Origin of the sequence: Arenibacter flavimaris, from assembly GCF_030291335.1 — a bacterium.
In the GTDB taxonomy this organism is placed as follows: domain Bacteria; phylum Bacteroidota; class Bacteroidia; order Flavobacteriales; family Flavobacteriaceae; genus Arenibacter.
Map to the genome: position 1 here is coordinate 72,231 of NZ_JASWIM010000018.1, position 18,728 is coordinate 90,958.

General features: G+C 40.7%; 16 protein-coding genes. 7 read left to right on the forward strand and 9 right to left on the reverse strand.

Features of this window, described 5'->3' with window-relative positions; translation table 11 throughout:
• Nucleotides 1–42: 42 nt before the first annotated feature.
• The 3 genes from QSE00_RS14280 to QSE00_RS14290 form a co-directional block, all read right to left on the reverse strand.
• Entirely contained in the window at nucleotides 43–426 is a 384-nt protein-coding gene (locus QSE00_RS14280) for a TraR/DksA family transcriptional regulator (protein WP_031445713.1), read from the reverse strand.
• A 4-nt stretch (nucleotides 427–430) separates the two neighbouring features.
• Complete coding sequence (gene ileS / locus QSE00_RS14285; protein WP_286106463.1) at nucleotides 431–3,832, reverse strand: isoleucine--tRNA ligase; 3,402 nt, start codon at nucleotides 3,830–3,832, stop codon at nucleotides 431–433.
• A gap of 126 nt (nucleotides 3,833–3,958) precedes the next feature.
• Nucleotides 3,959–4,135, reverse strand: coding sequence for a hypothetical protein (locus QSE00_RS14290; RefSeq protein ID WP_286106464.1), 177 nt, complete (start codon nucleotides 4,133–4,135; stop codon nucleotides 3,959–3,961).
• Nucleotides 4,136–4,544: 409 nt separating this feature from the next.
• On the opposite strand from QSE00_RS14290, the gene QSE00_RS14295 reads away from it, so the two are divergent.
• Nucleotides 4,545–4,964 carry a hypothetical protein gene (locus QSE00_RS14295; protein WP_110354425.1) on the forward strand — a complete coding sequence of 140 codons (420 nt, stop codon included), beginning with the start codon at nucleotides 4,545–4,547 and terminating at the stop codon, nucleotides 4,962–4,964.
• A 55-nt stretch (nucleotides 4,965–5,019) separates the two neighbouring features.
• On the opposite strand, the gene QSE00_RS14300 is transcribed toward QSE00_RS14295, so the two are convergent.
• From QSE00_RS14300 to QSE00_RS14315, 4 genes are all read right to left on the reverse strand, one after another.
• A complete protein-coding gene (locus QSE00_RS14300) occupies nucleotides 5,020–7,428 on the reverse strand; it encodes a TonB-dependent receptor (protein ID WP_286106465.1) in 2,409 nt (802 codons plus the stop codon).
• 1 nt (nucleotide 7,429) lies between these two features.
• Nucleotides 7,430–8,149, reverse strand: coding sequence for a DNA repair protein RecO (gene recO / locus QSE00_RS14305; protein ID WP_110354424.1), 720 nt, complete (start codon nucleotides 8,147–8,149; stop codon nucleotides 7,430–7,432).
• A 121-nt stretch (nucleotides 8,150–8,270) separates the two neighbouring features.
• Nucleotides 8,271–9,614: an NADP-specific glutamate dehydrogenase gene (gdhA, locus tag QSE00_RS14310; RefSeq protein ID WP_110354423.1), complete on the reverse strand. Its 1,344-nt coding sequence runs from the start codon at nucleotides 9,612–9,614 to the stop codon at nucleotides 8,271–8,273.
• 104 nt (nucleotides 9,615–9,718) lie between these two features.
• Nucleotides 9,719–10,873 (reverse strand): cystathionine gamma-synthase, encoded by a 1,155-nt coding sequence (locus QSE00_RS14315; RefSeq protein WP_110354787.1) that lies wholly within the window; start codon nucleotides 10,871–10,873, stop codon nucleotides 9,719–9,721.
• 88 nt (nucleotides 10,874–10,961) lie between these two features.
• Here QSE00_RS14315 and QSE00_RS14320 point away from each other — a divergent pair, with 88 nt between their 5' ends.
• Nucleotides 10,962–11,705: a DUF3298 and DUF4163 domain-containing protein gene (locus QSE00_RS14320; protein WP_286106466.1), complete on the forward strand. Its 744-nt coding sequence runs from the start codon at nucleotides 10,962–10,964 to the stop codon at nucleotides 11,703–11,705.
• Here the strand turns inward: QSE00_RS14320 and QSE00_RS14325 are convergent.
• On the reverse strand, nucleotides 11,700–12,182 hold the full coding sequence (locus tag QSE00_RS14325; protein WP_459076842.1) for a DinB family protein: 483 nt from the start codon (nucleotides 12,180–12,182) through the stop codon (nucleotides 11,700–11,702). The genes QSE00_RS14320 and QSE00_RS14325 overlap by 6 nt on opposite strands.
• Nucleotides 12,183–12,386: 204 nt before the next feature.
• Between QSE00_RS14325 and QSE00_RS14330 the strand changes: the two genes are divergently transcribed.
• Nucleotides 12,387–12,740: an arsenate reductase family protein gene (locus QSE00_RS14330; RefSeq protein ID WP_286106468.1), complete on the forward strand. Its 354-nt coding sequence runs from the start codon at nucleotides 12,387–12,389 to the stop codon at nucleotides 12,738–12,740.
• A complete protein-coding gene (locus tag QSE00_RS14335) occupies nucleotides 12,737–13,630 on the forward strand; it encodes a DMT family transporter (RefSeq protein WP_110354420.1) in 894 nt (297 codons plus the stop codon). The genes QSE00_RS14330 and QSE00_RS14335 overlap by 4 nt, the downstream gene beginning before the upstream one ends.
• On the opposite strand, the gene QSE00_RS14340 is transcribed toward QSE00_RS14335, so the two are convergent.
• Entirely contained in the window at nucleotides 13,614–14,090 is a 477-nt protein-coding gene (locus tag QSE00_RS14340; protein ID WP_110354419.1) for an acyl-CoA thioesterase, read from the reverse strand. The two genes, QSE00_RS14335 and QSE00_RS14340, sit on opposite strands and share 17 nt — an antisense overlap.
• Before the next feature lie 137 nt (nucleotides 14,091–14,227).
• Between QSE00_RS14340 and QSE00_RS14345 the strand changes: the two genes are divergently transcribed.
• The 3 genes from QSE00_RS14345 (at nucleotide 14,228) to QSE00_RS14355 (ending at nucleotide 18,723) form a co-directional block, all read left to right on the forward strand.
• Nucleotides 14,228–15,202, forward strand: coding sequence for an NAD(P)H-dependent flavin oxidoreductase (locus tag QSE00_RS14345; protein WP_286106470.1), 975 nt, complete (start codon nucleotides 14,228–14,230; stop codon nucleotides 15,200–15,202).
• A 447-nt stretch (nucleotides 15,203–15,649) separates the two neighbouring features.
• The gene (locus tag QSE00_RS14350; RefSeq protein WP_286106471.1) at nucleotides 15,650–17,314 is read left to right on the forward strand and encodes a SusC/RagA family TonB-linked outer membrane protein; all 1,665 of its coding nucleotides are present in this window, start codon (nucleotides 15,650–15,652) and stop codon (nucleotides 17,312–17,314) included.
• Nucleotides 17,311–18,723, forward strand: a complete 1,413-nt coding sequence (locus QSE00_RS14355; protein WP_286106472.1) for a SusC/RagA family TonB-linked outer membrane protein — start codon at nucleotides 17,311–17,313, stop codon at nucleotides 18,721–18,723. Before QSE00_RS14350 ends, QSE00_RS14355 begins: the two co-directional genes overlap by 4 nt.
• Nucleotides 18,724–18,728 lie beyond the last annotated feature (5 nt).

Here is an 18,728-nt window from a genome sequence, read left to right on the forward strand (position 1 = left end):
AAGTCTCATTGAATAAAAAAACGCCTTGAAGGCGTTTTATTTTTACGACTGCATATTTTTCGCTTCAATACTCAGCGTTGCGTGCGGCACAAGTTTTAGTCGCTCTTTACTGATCAGCTTTCCCGTAACCCTGCAGATGCCATAGGTCTTGTTCTCTATACGCAACAATGCATTCTTTAGATCCCTGATAAATTTCTCCTGACGAATGGCCAATTGGGTATTTGCTTCCTTGCTCATTGTTTCAGAGCCTTCTTCAAAAGCCTTAAATGTCGGCGATGTATCGTCCGTGCCATTATTGCCATCATTCATATAAGAACTCTTTAATAGTTCCAAGTGACTTTTTGCTTTTTCAATTTTCTCCTCGATCAGGACTTTAAACTCGTTTAAATCCTTATCGGCATACCTTACTTTTAATTCTTCAGCCATAATCTTAGTGTTTTACTATAAACAATCTGGTATTAACTTCATCGAAAGCTATTACTATTCCCATGTCCAAGCTCTCTTCAAAATTAAGTTCTGCTGCCAAGGTCTCGGTTTTAATATATGCCATATTACTTTCTACCGCGTCCTGGACAAATCCATTTTTCAATAATTTAATATCTATTTTATCTGTCACTTCAAAACCCGATTCCTTTCTCAGGTTCTGAATTCTATTGACTAGTTCCCTAGCAATACCTTCCTTTCTAAGGTCCTCATTGATAGAAACATCCAAGGCCACTGTTATTGGACCTGAACTTGCTACCAACCAACCTTCTATATCCTGGGAGGAAATTTCTACATCCTGTAACTGTAAAGTAATACTTTTATTATCCAAATGCAGCAAAATTTCGCCTTCCTGTTCAATTTTTTGGATATCATCCTGTTGCAATTGCGCTACAGCACTGGCAATCAACTTCATATCCTTCCCAAACTTAGGCCCTAAGGTTTTAAAGTTTGGCTTAATTTGTTTTACAAGTATTCCGGAAGCATCATCCAACAATTCTATCTCTTTCACATTCACTTCGGACTTTATCAACTCTGCAACCGCTTCAATTTCCAACCTCTGTTTTTCATCCAATACGGGAATCATAATCTTTTGCAAGGGCTGACGTACCTTGATCTTCTCTTTCTGGCGAATGGATAGAACCAAGGATGATATGGTCTGCGCCTTGGCCATTTTACTTTCCAATTGCTTATTCACCAATGCGGCATCATATTCAGGGAAATCGGCCAAATGTACACTTTCAAAAGGCTCCTTACGTGTCGTATTGGTTAAATCCTTGTATAATCTGTCCATGTAAAACGGCGCTACCGGTGCAGAAAGTTTTGCCACGGTGGTTAAACAGGTATACAGTGTTTGGTAAGCCGATATCTTATCTTTCTGATAGTCGCCCTTCCAAAAACGCCTTCTGCTCAAGCGCACATACCAATTACTTAAGTTTTCCTGCACATAGTCCGATATGGCCCTAGTTGCCTTGGTAGGTTCGTAATCTTCATAAGCCTCGTCCACAGTTTGGATAAGGGAGTGCAATTCCGAAATAATCCATTGATCTATTTCTGGTCTTTCATGTAATGGTATATCCGCTTCCGAATAATCAAAACCATCAATGTTGGTATACAGGGCAAAGAAAGAGTAGGTATTGTACAAGGTGCCAAAAAACTTGCGTTTCACCTCTGCAATACCCTCCACATCGAACTTTAAATTATCCCATGGATTTGCATTGGATATCATATACCATCGAGTGGCATCGGCCCCAAACTCATCCATGGTTTCAAATGGGTCTACTGCATTGCCCAGACGCTTGGACATTTTCTTACCTTCCTTGTCCAACACCAGACCATTGGAAACCACATTTTTATAAGCCACAGAATCAAAAACCATCGTGGCAATAGCATGTAGGGTGTAAAACCAACCACGGGTCTGATCGACACCTTCCGCTATAAAATCGGCTGGAAAAGTCTTTCCTTCATCTATTAAATCCTTATTTTCAAATGGGTAGTGCCATTGTGCATAGGGCATAGAACCACTATCGAACCAAACATCTATCAAGTCACTTTCCCTCCTCATTGGTTTTCCCGTGGCAGACACCAAGATTATCTGATCCACAATATTCTTATGAAGGTCAATTTTATCATAATTGGCCTCGCTCATATCACCTACAACAAAATCGTCAAAAATGTCTTTTTCAAGAACTCCTGCTGTTAAGGCTTTTTGCATTTCTTCCTTGAGTTCGGCCACAGAACCGATCATCAGTTCTTCCTTGCCATCTTCCGTACGCCAAATAGGCAAGGGAATGCCCCAATAACGGGAACGGGACAAGTTCCAATCATTGGCATTGGCCAGCCAATTTCCAAATCTTCCTTCTCCTGTAGCCTTGGGTTTCCAATTAATGGTTTGGTTAAGATTGAACATCCTATCCTTGACATCGGTGACCTTTATAAACCAAGAATCCAAAGGATAGTAAAGGATTGGTTTATCCGTACGCCAGCAGTTGGGATAACTGTGAACGTATTTTTCCACCTTAAAGGCCCTGTTTTCTTCTTTAAGTTTAATAGCGATCTCTACATCTACCGACCGTTCCGGAGCCTCACCATCATCATAGTATTCATTTTTAACATACTTACCGGCATACTCTCCCATTTCGGGTCTAAACCTCCCTTGTAGGTCTACTAAAGGAACTGGATTGTTATTTTCATCCAAAACCAACATAGGCGGTATTTCCGGTTCTGCCAATTTTGCCACCAGGGCATCATCCGCTCCAAAAGTTGGCGCCGTATGTACAATACCCGTACCGTCTTCTGTGGTAACAAAATCACCTGCAATTACCCTAAAGGCATTCTCTGGATTTTGATATGGTAGCGCATACCCCAACAATTGCTCATATTTTATTCCAACAAGTTCCTGGCCCGTGGCACTTTCTATAATTTTATAGGGTATTTTCTTATCTGCAGAGGAGTATTTTTCAAAATCGGCATCGCTTTCCGCTTCATAAAATTTACCCCCAAATTGCTTTCCTACCAGGGATTTGGCCAAGACAACATGTATGGGTTCAAAGGTATATTGATTGAAGGTTTTAACAACAACATACTCAATCTTGGGGCCTACGGTCAATGCCGTATTGGATGGCAATGTCCAAGGCGTGGTCGTCCATGCCAAAAAGAACATCTCTCCTGGCACCTCCCTAAAGTTTGGTGGTAGTGTTTCCTTGATCGTCCTAAATTGGGCCACCACAGTTGTATCGGTAACGTCTTGATAGGTTCCTGGCTGATTTAGCTCATGGGAACTTAATCCGGTCCCTGCTTTTGGCGAATAAGGTTGTATGGTGTATCCTTTATAAATAAGTCCTTTGTCGTAAATCTGCTTAAGCAGCCACCAAACAGATTCCATGTATTTGGATTTGTAGGTAATGTATGGGTCCTCCATATCCACCCAATAGCCAACTCTTTCGGTCATGGAGTTCCACACATCCGTATACCGCATCACGGCCTTCTTACAGGCTGCATTGTATTCTTCAACGGATATTTTGGTGCCGATATCTTCCTTGGTGATTCCCAATTCCTTCTCCACACCCAACTCTATAGGGAGTCCGTGGGTATCCCATCCGGCCTTGCGTTTTACCTGAAACCCCTTCATGGTCTTATAACGCGGAAAAATATCCTTAATGGTCCTGGCCATTACATGGTGAATACCGGGCAATCCGTTTGCAGAAGGTGGCCCTTCAAAGAAAACAAAACTATCCCTGCCTTCCCTGCTTGTAACACTTTTCTCAAAAACATTGTTCTCCTTCCAATAGCGCAATACTTCCTCAGCGACTTTCGGTAAATCTAAACCCTTGTATTCTGCAAACTTCATAATAACAGCTTCTAATGCTACATTTTAAGTTTGCAAAACTAATGATTTTTAGCGTAAAATGATTCTGTTAAAAGCAAAAAGCCCCTTCGAAAAGGAGCTTTTTAAAATTTTTGTATGTTGTTGAAATTATTTTGTCCCGGTTACGGTAACATTTGCGCTTATTTGGAGGGCAGATCTTACCTCTATAGCCCCTAAATTAAGCCCTGTGGTAGACTCCACATTCAACAAAGCATTGAAGTAGAACTCGCTGTTGTCATCTTCTTTATAGGAAGCAAAAATCAATTCGTATTCCCCTTCCTCCAAAAAATCCAGACTAATAGGATCTCCACTTAGGCCTTTTACTTCCGCACTGCTTAGGGCATTGGCAAAGACAACTTCGCCCTCCCCTTTTTCCTGTGTTTCAAGATCGGCATTAAAGGTTCCTTTTCCACAGGCTTATACAATAATCCCGTCCAATGTATTGTTGGCATTGGCCAACCCTTTAAAGGTATCATGAAAAGTGTTCTTGTTGGAGGAGGCCATCAAGTTCAGTCTTCCCCAACTTACAAAATCGTCCTAAAATTGAATTCTTGTCTATAATCCTGATTTACAGAATCCTAAATGATTGATTTTCTTATATATTTTTAGCCTTTGGGCGATAAATATGGTCTTTATGCCCAATTCATCCGTATATACTGGTATCAGATTCAAATTAATTTCTAAAACTAACAACATGAAAAAAGTAATTTTAAGTTCAATTTTGATGATTGCCCTCAGCGTTTCGTTTGTATCCTGTAGGGAAACAAAGGACAAGGCCAAGGATGCCATGGAAGAAACCAATGAAGCTCTAAAGGAAGTTGGTGACGATATGAAAAAAGTTGGGGAAGAGGTTAAAGGAGCTGCCTCAGAAGCCATGGACAGTGCAAAAGAAATGGGCGATGACATGAAAGAGGCCGGAAGCGAAGCTATGGATAAGGCCGGTGATGCTGCCAAGGAAGTAGGTGAGGATATTAAGGGTGCCGCTACCAATGCAGTAGACAAAACCAAAACTGCTGCCAAGGAGGTAGGTGACGAGGTAAAAGATGCCGCAACCAAAGCTGCAGAGAAGACCAAGGCAGCTGCCAAGGAAGCAAAAGAGAAAGTACAGGAATAATCTTCCCTACTTTCATTGAAATAAAAGTCCGATATATGAATATCGGACTTTTTTTTTAAAACGAATAGCCCACTCCCAAAATTAAATTAATTCCGGGCGCCACTATTCCGGAGGAATAGGAACGGTACCTCTGGTCCGTGATATTTTCCAAATTCGCGGTAAGCTTAAAAGCGTTGGAGAATTGGTATTGCGATCTAAGATTTAAGGTATACCAGGATGGTGAGTAAGGATTGCCGTCTGAATCTACTGCATATATATAGTCCTTTGTTTTTTCGGACATTGACATATCCTCATAGCTTATTTCCCCATTGAAGTTGGCAAAGAGATCGGTTTTCAATTTTTGACCCTTCCAGACTATGTGAAAATCGCCAAAAGTTGGGGCCACATGTCTTCCCGGGGTATCGGTACCATCCTGCTCTTCCTCTATCCCTTGGGTGAGGGTAAGGTTGGCATTCACCGATAGGCTTTCGGTTAAAAAGGCGTCCACACCAAATTCAAAACCATAAACATAGGCCTTTGCCGCATTCTGTATTGCCTGGACATTATGCAATTCCCCATTGTAAACTATTTGGCTATTCCCATTAAATTGAAAGTCCCGACGAACAAGGGCATCTACCAAATAAGTATAGAAGGAGGCCGCTTTTAACATCCATCTATCATTAAAGTTTTTCTGGATCCCAACTTCTAAGTTATAGGCATACTCCGGCTCCAAATCTGGGTTGGGAACTACTACGGACCCTGGCTCAGAATCAAATATCTTACCAACATCATCTACGTTCGGGGCCCTAAATCCTGTTGATCCATTAAAGGTCAATTGCAGATCCGCTTTAGGGAACCAACTAAATCCCAAGCTTCCGGTTAAGGCGCCAGTACTGAGATCGGCATCATTAAAGGGAAAAGAATAAAAAGTTTGATCAAAAACTGCATCTATCCACACATGGCTATATCTCAACCCGGATAGAAAAGTAAAATTGGGTTTGGCCCGTAGTTCACCACTAACATAACCGGCAAGAGTTTGCCAGGTGGAATTGTCAGGATATCTGGATGCGCCAGGTAAAGTAACCCTGGTCTCTATGTTATACTCATTAGCTGTGGAACCAATTTTATTATATATGTATTCCCCCCCATAGTAAAGCCTAAGATTACCAATGCGCTTATTCTCAAAATCCACGTTCGTGGAAATAGCATCCACATTCTCCTTGGTCCCATACCTAATGACCTCGCCAAAACCCCTGTCGTTCCTACTTTCCCCAAAATTCTGATAGGCAGTGTTTATTTTTAATCCGTCATAAAACTTTCCCTTGCCATTTTTATAGAATTGCAGGTTCCCCATAAACCATTTCTGCGGGCCATAGTACCATTCAGCGGAACGCAGGCCAAGCCCGTCCTTGGATGGCCTAATAAGCCTATCATATCTGGAATAATCGGAAGTTTCGGAATAATATGCGCTTAGATTTATATTCCAATTGCTATTGGGCCTAAAGAGCACTTTTTGCATTATATTAATTTGATCATAACCCGAGGGTACCTGGTTTTTAGGGTTTTTATTTTCCCTTAGCCCATCCTGTCCATTTTCGGTAACAACGTAACTTTTCCTTAAATAGGAAGTTGGCCCATGGGTCCCCATTTTTAGATCTCCAAAGTTGTTATAGGTAAGACTGCTCAAAAACGCCCATTCCCTTTTGCCAAAATTGAAATCCACATGAACGGTATTTTCGTTATTGGCCGAGGAGTATCTGTAATTTGATTTCCCCGAGAACTGTATGCTATCGGTCTTGGAAAATTGAGGATTGTTGGTGTAAAAATTCATGACCCCCCCAATAGCATCGGAACCATAAATTACTGAGCCAGGACCAAAAATAACCTCGGTACTTTTAATGGTAAAGGGATCAATTGAAATCACATTTTGAACATTACCCCCCCTAAAAATGGCATTGTTCATGCGAACGCCGTCTACGGAAAGCAATAATCTATTGGTTGCAAAACCTCTTATCATAGGACTTCCGCCCCCAAGCTGACTTTTCTGTACAAAGACTTTTCCACTATTTTGAAGGAGGTCTGCCGAGGTTTGGGAGGCTGTAAATTCTATGGTTTTGGCGTTCATTAGGGATATTTTCTGAGGAATGTCCTTTTTTTGCTGCTCCCATTTTGAGATAGACATCACCACCTCATCCAACTGTTCCGCAATCAATGCAAGGTAAAGTTTTCCTTTTCTAAGCAATTGGGACTTGGTGCCTTTATAGCTCTGATAGCCAATATGTGTGAAGGTAATCCTTTCGTTATGATCAAAATTAGAAAGATCGCATATGCCGTCAAAATCGGAAAGGGCCGTTTTGGATTTATCCAAATTATAAACAATTACGTTGGGTATCGGCTGATGGTCCTCCTCGTCCATAATTACAATTTCCTGCCCCAATACACCTTTAAATAATAGGAGGACAACTATGAGAACAATCTTTTGCATATCAGCTAAAAACTTCATTTAACACGGCCAATGACTTTGGTTTTCTAAATCCCTGCAAATGTAATTCAAAATATAGGACAAGATTTTTCAAGAGTTCCTGACGGTTCTTTTTGTTAAGTTTAATAGTATGTAGTGTATCAAAATTTATGCCCAAAAGCTCTTTAAAGTGTTTTAAATTCTCCCCATCCAGAATAGGGTTTAAGGATGGCGATTTTACAAACTCCCCCTCCAAAAGGTCAAAGTACAAATTATCCATATTATTGGTGTCCGGGTAAAAACCAAAATACTTGGTCAATGACAGTACAAAATAGAGATGAAAATTAGCAAATTCGTTATGGGCATCCAACCACTGAAGGGCCGCTTCAATAAAGTGGAACAAACTTTCATTGGCCTCTTCCTCGTGTATACTGTTGCCCAACATTTCTGCCAAAAAAAATGTTAGGGCATTCTTGGCAATATCCGTATGTAGTGACTGGTAATGATAACCCACCTTGGCTTCGGTAATGCTTTCCAAAGTTCCCTTATTCTTATGGGAGGCAATCAGATCCAATTGAAGCAAAGGTTGAAAGTAGGCTGTTTTTAACTTGCCTTTTTTTGAAGCAAGAATCCCTCTCAACAGATAAGACTTCATTCCATCAGAAAACGTAAATATCCGGACTATTAAACTAGTATCCCCATATTTAATGGATGTTAAAACAATTCCTTTGGTAGCAACCTGCATTACATTTATATCTTGGAACAAAGATAACACAAAGAGACCCTTAAGGCCATGAAAACCATAAGGGTCCCGAAAAACATTTACACGTTAATTCCCAAGTTCCATTTATATCGACATACAAGTCTTAAATTACTCCCTGTGCCAACATGGCGTCGGCAACTTTTACGAACCCGGCAATATTAGCTCCCTTTACATAGTTGCAATATCCATCGTCGTCCATTCCATATTCTATACAGGAATCGTGAATATCCTTCATTATTTTTTGAAGCCGCTCATCCACTTCTTCCCGGGTCCAACTAATCCGCAAGGAGTTCTGTGACATTTCCAAACCTGAGGTGGCCACCCCACCGGCATTGGACGCCTTTCCCGGGGCAAATAGTACTCTAGCTTCATGAAAGGCATGTATCGCCTCTGGGGTAGATGGCATATTGGCTCCTTCGGCCACACAGATACATCCATTTTTCAGCAAGGTCTTGGCATCCTTCCCATCCAATTCATTTTGGGTTGCACAGGGTAAGGCTATTTTACATGGCACCTCCCATGGTGTTTTGCCTTTATGAAATTCTGCGGATGTATATTTTTCCAGATAATCGGATATCCTTCCGCGTTTTCTGTTTTTAATATCCATAATAAAGGCCAGTTTTTCCTCATCAATACCATCCTTATCGTAGATATAGCCTCCAGAATCCGAAAGGGTAACTACCTTGCCCCCCAATTGAATTACTTTTTCAGCGGCATATTGCGCTACATTTCCAGAACCGGAAATTACTACCGTCTTGCCCTTAACATCATCATTTTTGGATTGCAACATATTTTGCGCGAAATAAACGGCACCATAACCTGTTGCTTCTGGACGTATTTTAGATCCTCCCCAAGAAAGACCCTTCCCAGTTAAAACCCCGGTAAATTCATTTCTGATCTTTTTATACATTCCGAACAAGAATCCTATTTCCCTTGCGCCAACACCTATATCCCCCGCAGGAACGTCCGTATTGGGCCCAATGTGCCTAGAAAGTTCCGTCATAAACGCATGGCAAAACCGCATTACTTCATCGTCCGATTTTCCTTTTGGATCAAAATCAGACCCTCCTTTCCCTCCCCCCATAGGCAGGGTAGTTAGGCTATTTTTAAAAACTTGCTCAAAGGCCAGGAATTTTAGAACACTTGCATTTACGGTAGGATGAAACCTAAGCCCGCCTTTATATGGACCAATCGCGGAATTCATTTGAATCCTATAGCCTCTATTTACATGTATTTGACCACCATCATCCACCCAGGAAACCCTAAAGGATATTAACCTTTCCGGCTCCACCATTCTTAAAAGTATATTCTTGCCATTGTAAATTTCATTATTACTAATGTAGGGAATAACGGTTTCTGCCACTTCTTGCACAGCTTGTATGAATTCCGGCTCATGACTATTACGCCCTTTTACCTCCTCCATAAAGGCATTTATCTTGTCTTCCATAAAATCTGATTTATTGCTAATTGTTGATAAATATTGAGTTTAAGGGCAAAATTATATTATTTCTATAATGTAACCCCTGTTTTTTTTAAAATTTGATAACATATTTATTCTATAGCTTGGCGCAAGTCCTCAATTAAATCTTCCTTATCCTCTATACCCACACTAAGTCTTATCAAGGCATCTACCACCCCACTTTTTTCCCTTACCTCCTTCGGAATGCTGGCATGTGTCATACTAGCCGGATGACCTGCCAAACTTTCCACCCCGCCTAAGGATTCCGCAAGGGTAAATAGCTGTAGTTTTTCAACAATTTTAATGGCTTCTTGATAATGCCCCCCTTTTGGAACAAAGGAGATCATGCCCCCAAAATCCTTCATTTGCCTTTTTGCCACTTCATGATTGGGATGATCTGGAAACCCTGGCCAAAATACATTTTCAATTTTTGGATGATTTGCCAAAAATTCCGCTATTGCCCTCGCATTTTCGCAATGCCTCTGCATCCTTACGTGCAGGGTTTTTATTCCACGAAGCACCAAAAAACTATCCATCGGCCCACACACGGCCCCACTTGCATTTTGAATAAAATACAATTGTTCTGCCAGTTCCTTATCCCTGACCACCAATGCCCCTAGGACTACATCACTATGACCCCCAAGATATTTGGTGGCGGAGTGCATTACAATATCGGCCCCTAAATCCAAAGGCAGCTGCAGATAGGGCGTCGCAAAAGTATTGTCCACTGCAAGTAGGATTTTGTGTTTTCTTGCCAATTGGGAAACCGACTTAATATCAATAATATTCATCATTGGGTTCGTGGGGGTCTCCACCCAAATAAGCTTGGTTTTAACGCTAATGTGTTTGGCTATTTCTACAGTATCCTGCATCCCCACAAAGTGGAAAACGATTCCGTATTTTTCAAAAATCGTTTTAAAAATCCGATAACTACCTCCGTACAGGTCACTGGTGGAAATAACCTCATCCCCAGGACTCAATAATTTAATAACCGCATCAATGGCGGCCAATCCACTACCAAAAGCCAAACCATAATTCCCGTTCTCTATACTGGCCAAGGAACTCTCCAAAGCCGTCCTTGTTGGGTTGGCACTTCTGGAATATTCATATCCCTTATGGCCTCCCGGAGTACTTTGGGCATAGGTAGAGGTTTGATAGATGGGAGGCATAACCGCACCATAGGCCGCATCTGGAGCCTGTCCTCCATGAATTGTCCTGCTATTGAATTTTAATTGTTTTTTACCCATATCTAAATTTCTATACACAAAAGTACCTTTATCTTTTTGGGAATACAATGATATTGTAGCTTTGCACTTATCTTAAGTAATTACTTTTATGAAGATTGGATTCGCCTATTTATTGATTGCTTTACTTTTATGGAATTGTGAAAAGGACAATCGGCTCACTTTTGAACCCTTTGAGCTTATATCGGAAAATTGCATCAATTGCCCAAAAGTTACTATCCACATTCCCAAGGCCTTGGATGATACACCCATTAGCCACATCATAAACACCTCGGTACAGGAAGAAGTAATATCCTTGCTTATTTATGATGATGAAGTGGAAGCTACCAACATGGAGGAGGCCATCCAATCCTTTAAAAATGGATATTTGGAATTAAAAAAAATGTATCCCGATGAGCCGGTTGGCTGGGAGGCCGATGTTGACGGCAAAGTAACCTATGAGGATAAAAACATACTGACCACTCAGGTCAATTCCTATTCCTTTACCGGTGGGGCCCACGGTTTTTCCTCTACCCGATTTTTAAATTTTGATAAGATAAAAGAGGTGGAAATGGAACCCATGGAAATATTCAAGGACCCCTTGGAATTCCAGAGTTTTGCTGAGCGCAAATTTAGGGACCAAGAGAAAATTCCAGCAAGCGGCTCCTTAAATGCCACTGGGTTTATGTTTGAGGGCGATGAATTTTATCTTCCTAAAAACATAGGGTTTACACAAGAAGGCCTACAACTGTTCTACGAGCAATATGAGATTGCGTCCTACGCGGACGGCCCAATTGTTTTAACCTTATCATATAAGGAATTGGAACCCTACTTAAAATTTAAGCAGGAATTATAGCTGCCGCACCTGGGATACCACCTTTAGCAAGGATAAAATAGCCCCAAGATGAAATCCTTCGTGATACACATTGAAAATAATGGCATCTTCCACAGAACTTAAAGTTACATTGGCACTAGTAGTATATTCCGTATAGCTGTCAAATAGCCCATTCCCATAGTCTTCCTGCATCCATTCAACAGTGGATAATAATAAATCCGCCACTTGACTGATTTCCTCTTCTATACCGGTACCATCGGGTATGGTACCCTTTTTAAATTTCTCTACCAGAACCTCGTTTATCCGAATGGGCTGTCCACTAAATTTGTACACCAAAAGTTGTTGGGTAACTACCACATGGGCAATATTCCACCAAATATTGTTACGAAAGCCCTGGGGGATTTGTAGAAGAACCTCCTTAGGAGTCTCCTTTAAAAGTTTATAAAGCTTTTTCCTGTTTTGAAGCGTTACATCGAATGCGTTTTCCAAAGTTGACATATTTTTGGGTTGATATTTTTTACAATTGCCGCTAAAAATAGTACAATTCAATGTAATTGGGTTTCTTTGCAAAGCGAAAATATTTGGAGGAACATTTATACAATATGTAACCAACATGATTACATTAACCATTTCGTTGGACATTTTGTAAATATCTATGCATAAAAAATTACATATGATCTCCATAAACAATACAAAATACACATGAAAAAGATATTTTATCTGAGCACTTGTGATACTTGCCAAAGAATTTTGAAAGAGCTGGAACCACCCTCGGATTTTAAGCTTCAAGATATAAAGGCCGAGGCCATTACGCTGGACCAATTGGAAAGCATGGCCCGATTGTCAGGAAGCTACGAGAGCTTGTTCAGCAAGCGGGCGCGACTGTATAAAGAGCGAAATTTAAAAGAACAAAAATTATCCGAAGCTGATTATAAGGCACTTATCCTTGAACACTATACTTTCTTAAAACGCCCAGTTATCATTATTGACAACGAAATTTTTGTGGGAAATAGCAAAGCTGTTGTGGCTGCAGCCAAAGCAAGAATAAATTCGTGAGTAGAAGAACCCTTGCCATCTTGGCCGCCTTGGGGGCAACAACCATTTATGGCATAAACCACACCATCGCCAAAGGGGTGATGCCCACCTATGTAAAGCCATTTGGGTTTATTTTCCTGCGACTTTTTGGCGCAACCCTGCTATTCTGGGGCATTTCATTTTTCGGTCCAAAAGAAAAGCTGGAACGGCGGGATTGGGGCAGATTACTTGTATGTGCCTTCTTTGGAATGGGAATCAATATGCTATCGTTCTTTAAGGGGCTGGACCTTTCCACCCCAATCAACAGTGCTGTGCTCATTACCATTACCCCAATCCTTGTGGTAATATTATCTGCATTATTTATCAAAGAAAAAATTACCCTTCAGCGGGGCATTGGAGTTTTTTTGGGCCTGATAGGAGCACTTGCATTAGTTTTATTTGGTGCCGAAATTAGACGGGATGCCACCAACATACCACTGGGGAACCTTCTATTTATAGTAAACGCCACTTCTTATGGACTCTACCTAATACTAGTGAAAAAACTCCTCGAAAAATACCATCCCTTTACCCTTATGAAATGGATGTTCGGAATTGGATTTATCCTTACACTTCCCATAACATATCCAGAATTTGCAGAGATACAATGGCACCATCTTCCCGTGGAAGCTCTTGGATCCATTGCTTTTGTAATCATTGGGACTACCTTTTTGACCTATTTGTTCAATGTATTTGCCCTTACCCAATTAAAAGCTTCCACTGTAGGTGTTTTTATGTACCTGCAACCCTTGATAGGAATTATATTTGCCATAGCAGCCGGCAAGGACCATCTTACTTTGGTCAAGTTTTTTGCAATAGTCCTGGTACTGATCGGTGTATATCTGGTAAGCAAAAAAGTTAGACCAAGTCCTTAGGCCGTACCGAAAACTTTCTTGTATCCTCTTTGGTAAGTACCTTAAATCCATCTCCTTTTGGCACCTTGTTAAATGCTTCTAAAAACTCCTTGCCCAAACCGGTCAGGGTTCTTGCTTTTAGGTCTATCCATGCACCCATAATCTGACAATGGGCAAAATTCTTTCCATTTCCATCATAAAAATTATGATGAAACTCAAAGAACATCCCGTCCTCACTAAGCCCCACCAATTCCAAGGAAACCCTTACAGGTTTCCCTAAAAATGCTTCCCTAAAATAATAGACATGCTCATGGAAAACCACGGGACCGATATTGTTCCTTGACATAGTCTTTTGGTTAAAGCCGATTTCCATCAAGAAGGACATCCTTGTGTGGCTCATAAAGTTTAAATAGGCGGAATTGGCCATATGGCGATTGGCATCCACATCGCTCCATCGAATCTCGAATTCTTTTAAATACATCCCTTTTATTTAGTACATTTGAATTATTATGCATGCATAATAATTCAAATGTACTATTTTTTATAAAAATTTAAATATTTTAGTTATATACTTTTAGGTTGTCCAAATATTTCCAATCGTTAAAACCCAATGTCAAAATGAGCAAAAAAGCCACTTTTATAAAAGATCTAGCACTGCCCGTGGTGGCAGCACCCATGTTTTTAATATCCGGCCCTAAATTGGTCATTGAATGTTGTAAAAATGGCATAGTGGGAACCTTCCCTGCCCTTAATCAGCGTACCACTGAAGGTTTTGAGGACTGGTTGGCAGAAATTGAAACCGAATTAAAAAAATTTGAAAAAGAGACTGGTAAGAAAGCAGCCCCTTATGGCGTGAATCTAATTGTGCATCCTACCAATCCAAGATTGGAAGCCGATTTAAAGGTTTGTATAAAACATAAAGTACCTCTAATAATTACCTCTTTAGGTGCCGTAGCCCAGGTAGTGAACACAATACATAGTTATGGCGGCCTGGTCTTTCATGATATTATTAAAAAAAGACACGCCGAAAAAGCTGCGGAAGCAGGGGTAGACGGATTAATCCTGGTCTCTGCGGGTGCGGGAGGCCATGCAGGTACCATAAACCCAATGTCCTTGGTGGCGGAAATTAAGAAATTCTACAACAAAACCATTTTACTTTCCGGCTGCATCAGTACCGGAAGGGATATAGCATCGGCTTTACAAATGGGAGCGGACTTGGCCTATATGGGTACTAGGTTTATTAATACCCAAGAAAGCATGGCCCCCGAGGAATATCGAAAAATGATAATAAGCTCCGGGGCTAGCGATGTGGTCTACACTGCGGCAATATCCGGTGTACATGCCAATTTTTTGGGAGCCAGCCTAAAGGCAGCCGGAATTACGGAAGAAGATTTAAAAAAAGACAGAAAGATAGATTTTGGGAAAGAACTGAATACGGAGGCCAAAGCATGGAAAACAATTTGGTCTGCTGGCCAGGGGGTCACCACCATAGACAATGTGGAATCCGTTTCAGAATTGATATCGAACCTAAAAGCCGAATTTAAATTGGCCATTGAAGAACAGATAAAAGTATTGGAAACCTATCCCAAATAATTACTTTCCACCAGCTAATAATTTTTAGGAGTACCTTTTCAAAATAGGCAACAAATTATTATTTATAATAACTCTTCTAACCGCCTCATTCCCAGAATATAACTAAAAATACCGCTTTTAGACAAAACCTTGCCCAATTATATTTATGGCATAGCCAACGTGCCATAAAATTCATACTATTCCTACATGTCATTTCTTACGCAGGACCTGTAAACACTATACATTCCACCCATAATTACCTGCTTTTTTACGAATTAAAAAATTAAGTTAATTTATGTTAATAAATAGTAATTATTCATTAAAGTCCCATATATATTGGGCAATTACAATATTTAACATGAAAAATTTACAAAAATCCTAACATGTATAAAATATATTACTATATTCGTTAACGTTAACGAATAATACGTTACGTTTTATGTTTAACTAACTCTCAAAACTCTAATTATGAAAAAACAATTTAATGAAGCAATTCATTCACCTCAGGGTGTTCCTGTTTGGAAGAAAATCTTCCTGCAACTATGCTTGGTGTCCTGCCTGGGGATGTTCACCGCATCCCATGCCAAAGCGGATTCCGGCTTAACTGTACAACAGCAGGTAAGTGGTACCGTGACCGATGATTCCGGTGTGCCCTTACCAGGTGCCAGTATTGTTGTAAAGGGAACTACAACAGGTACCGTAGCAGATTTCGATGGCAATTACACAATAAATGTTGCCTCAAATGGTGTATTGGTATTCAGTTATGTTGGTTTTACACCAAAAGAAATTGCCGTAAACGGCAAAACTACCGTTAACGCTTCCCTTGAAATCGATTCCAGCTTATTGGACGAAGTGGTCGTTGTGGGTTACGGTACTCAAAAGAAGGGAGAGGTTACTGCCGCCATTGCATCTGTAGATGCCGAACAACTAGGTATTGTCCAGACTTCGAGCAGTATAGATGCCGTTAAAGGGCAAATTTCCGGGGTAGACATCCAAGCTTCGGGTGGAAGACCGGGACAAACCTCAACCGTGCGGATTAGGGGAAGACGTTCTATTACTGCATCAAATGACCCACTGTATGTGGTGGATGGAATTCCACTAATTGACGGTTCGGAATCCATGTCCGATATCAATCCACAGGACATTGCATCCATGCAAATATTAAAAGATGCAGCAGCAACGGCTGTTTACGGATCTCGTGGAGCCAATGGGGTGGTTTTGGTTACCACGAACCGTGGTAAAGTCGGAAAGACCCAAGTACGATACAGTAGCCAAGTCGGGTTAACATCCGCAGCACAATTGGTAGATATGATGAACGGCGCAGAGTATGCAGCTCTTAAGAGAGAGGCCAGACGTTCTTCATGGAACGGTACGATACCTGATGATGCCGCCGTATTTTTTGACCCTGTAGAACTAGAATCTTTGGCTTTGGGCCGTTCAACGGATTACCTAGATTTAGTGGTAGGCAATGGATACCAGACCAACCATCAGTTAGGAGTGAGTGGGGGATCTGAAAATACAACCTTTAATTCTTCCATAGGTTATTTTAAAGAACAAGGAATAATCAAAAATCAAGACTATGAAAGATTTACCGGTAGGCTAAATATTGATCATCGTATCAACAAAACTTTTAAAATAGGGGCCTCTTTTATGGTTTCCAATTCCGTACAAAATTGGGGATCTAATGCAACTATTGGTGAAGCATTGGCGAATAATCCGTTAGGAGTTCCCTATGATGTTGATGGTGAGCTATTATTTTTACCTACCAATGATGGAATTCGAACAAATCCGCTAAACGAGCTGGTAGACGGAGCTTATATTGATGAAAGAAAGTGGACCCGTATTTTTGCGCCCATTTTTTTAGATATAGATATTGCCGAAGGTCTTCAGTGGAGAACTTTGTTCGGTCCTGATATCCGATTGGGCAGAAGAGGTCAATTTAGAGGTAGTTTAACCAATGACAACCGTGGTGGCCCAGGTGATGCATCTATAGAACATTCCGATAACTTTGCATATACCATTGAAAACTTATTGACCTACGATAAGGCTATTGCCGATAAACATAATTTGAAGGTAACCTTGCTCTACAAAGTACCCAGAGTTCCAAAACCGAATATTCCCTTGCATCGGTGACAGGGATTCCATATGAGTCGCAATCCTTTTATAATTTAGGTTCTGCAGACAATAGCCTAGCTCAATCTAGATTGACAGAATGGACATTGAACTCATTTATGGGTAGAATAAATTATGATATTGCGGGCAAATATTTGTTCCAAGCCTCCTTAAGGGCCGATGGCTCGTCAAGATTGGCCGAAGGAAACAAATGGAATTATTTTCCAGGGGCTTCCCTAGGTTGGAGATTATCCGAAGAGGCTTTCTTGAAAGAATCGTCTGTCTCACAGTTAATGTTGAGGGCATCCTATGGAGAAGTGGGCAATACGTCTGTTGCGCCCTATCAAACTGCAGGTAGGTTGGCCCCATCGGTTTATGCTTGGGGCGAAGACAATGCTCTTGGAAGGGCACTTTCTGAAATTCCAAATCCAGATTTGGGCTGGGAAGTTTCCAAAACCTTGGACATTGGTGTTGATTATGGTTTATTCAATGGTCGTGTCAATGGTGCAATCGATTGGTTTAAGACCAATACGGTAGACATCCTGCTAGATAGAAGTCTCCCATTTACATCGGGATACAGTAGTATTTTGCAGAATATTGGTGCCACACGTACTAAAGGACTTGAATTTGCCATCAGTACCAAAATTTTTGACAACCCAAACGCATTTTCATGGAAAATAGATTTCAACATAGCAGGTTATACAGAGGAGATTGTTGAACTGGCCTTAAAAGACGAAAATGGCAATCCAATAGATGATATTGGTAACAATTGGTTTATTGGTCAGCCGATCAAAGTTTTCTATGACTATGAAAAAATAGGTATTTACCAAGCGGACGAAGTGGCCTTGGCTACTTCCCAGGAACAAAAGGTGCCCGGAGAGATTCGACTTAATGATTTGGATGGGGATGGACTTATTACCCCAGAGGATCGTAAGGTACTGGGAACGGACACACCTGATTATTATGGTGGTTTAACCAACAAATTCTCTTATAAAGGTTTGGAATTGGGTGTTTTCTTTTACTTCCGACAAGGACAAACCATACAATCCGACTTCCATGGGGGCAATAACTCTTTGTTTGCCAGATACAACAACCTTGATGTTGATTACTGGACCATAGATAATCCTACCAATGCCAATCCTAGGCCCAACGAAAATCAAGAGAGTCCTAGAAACGGATCTACGTTGCGATATTTTGATGGCAGTTTTATTAAATTAAGAAACGTGTCTTTGAGTTATAAACTTCCAGATTCATTTGTTGACAAACTGGGTATGGAAGAACTAAAACTTTCAATAGCCGGTCAAAATCTGTGGTTCATTACCAATTATGATACTTTTGACCCTGAAGTTTCCGAAGATGCAGGCTCTTTGGGGTCTGGTATAGTACCAAGCAATAAAATGTATTCATTGAGCTTGAGTGCTAAGTTTTAAGGAGT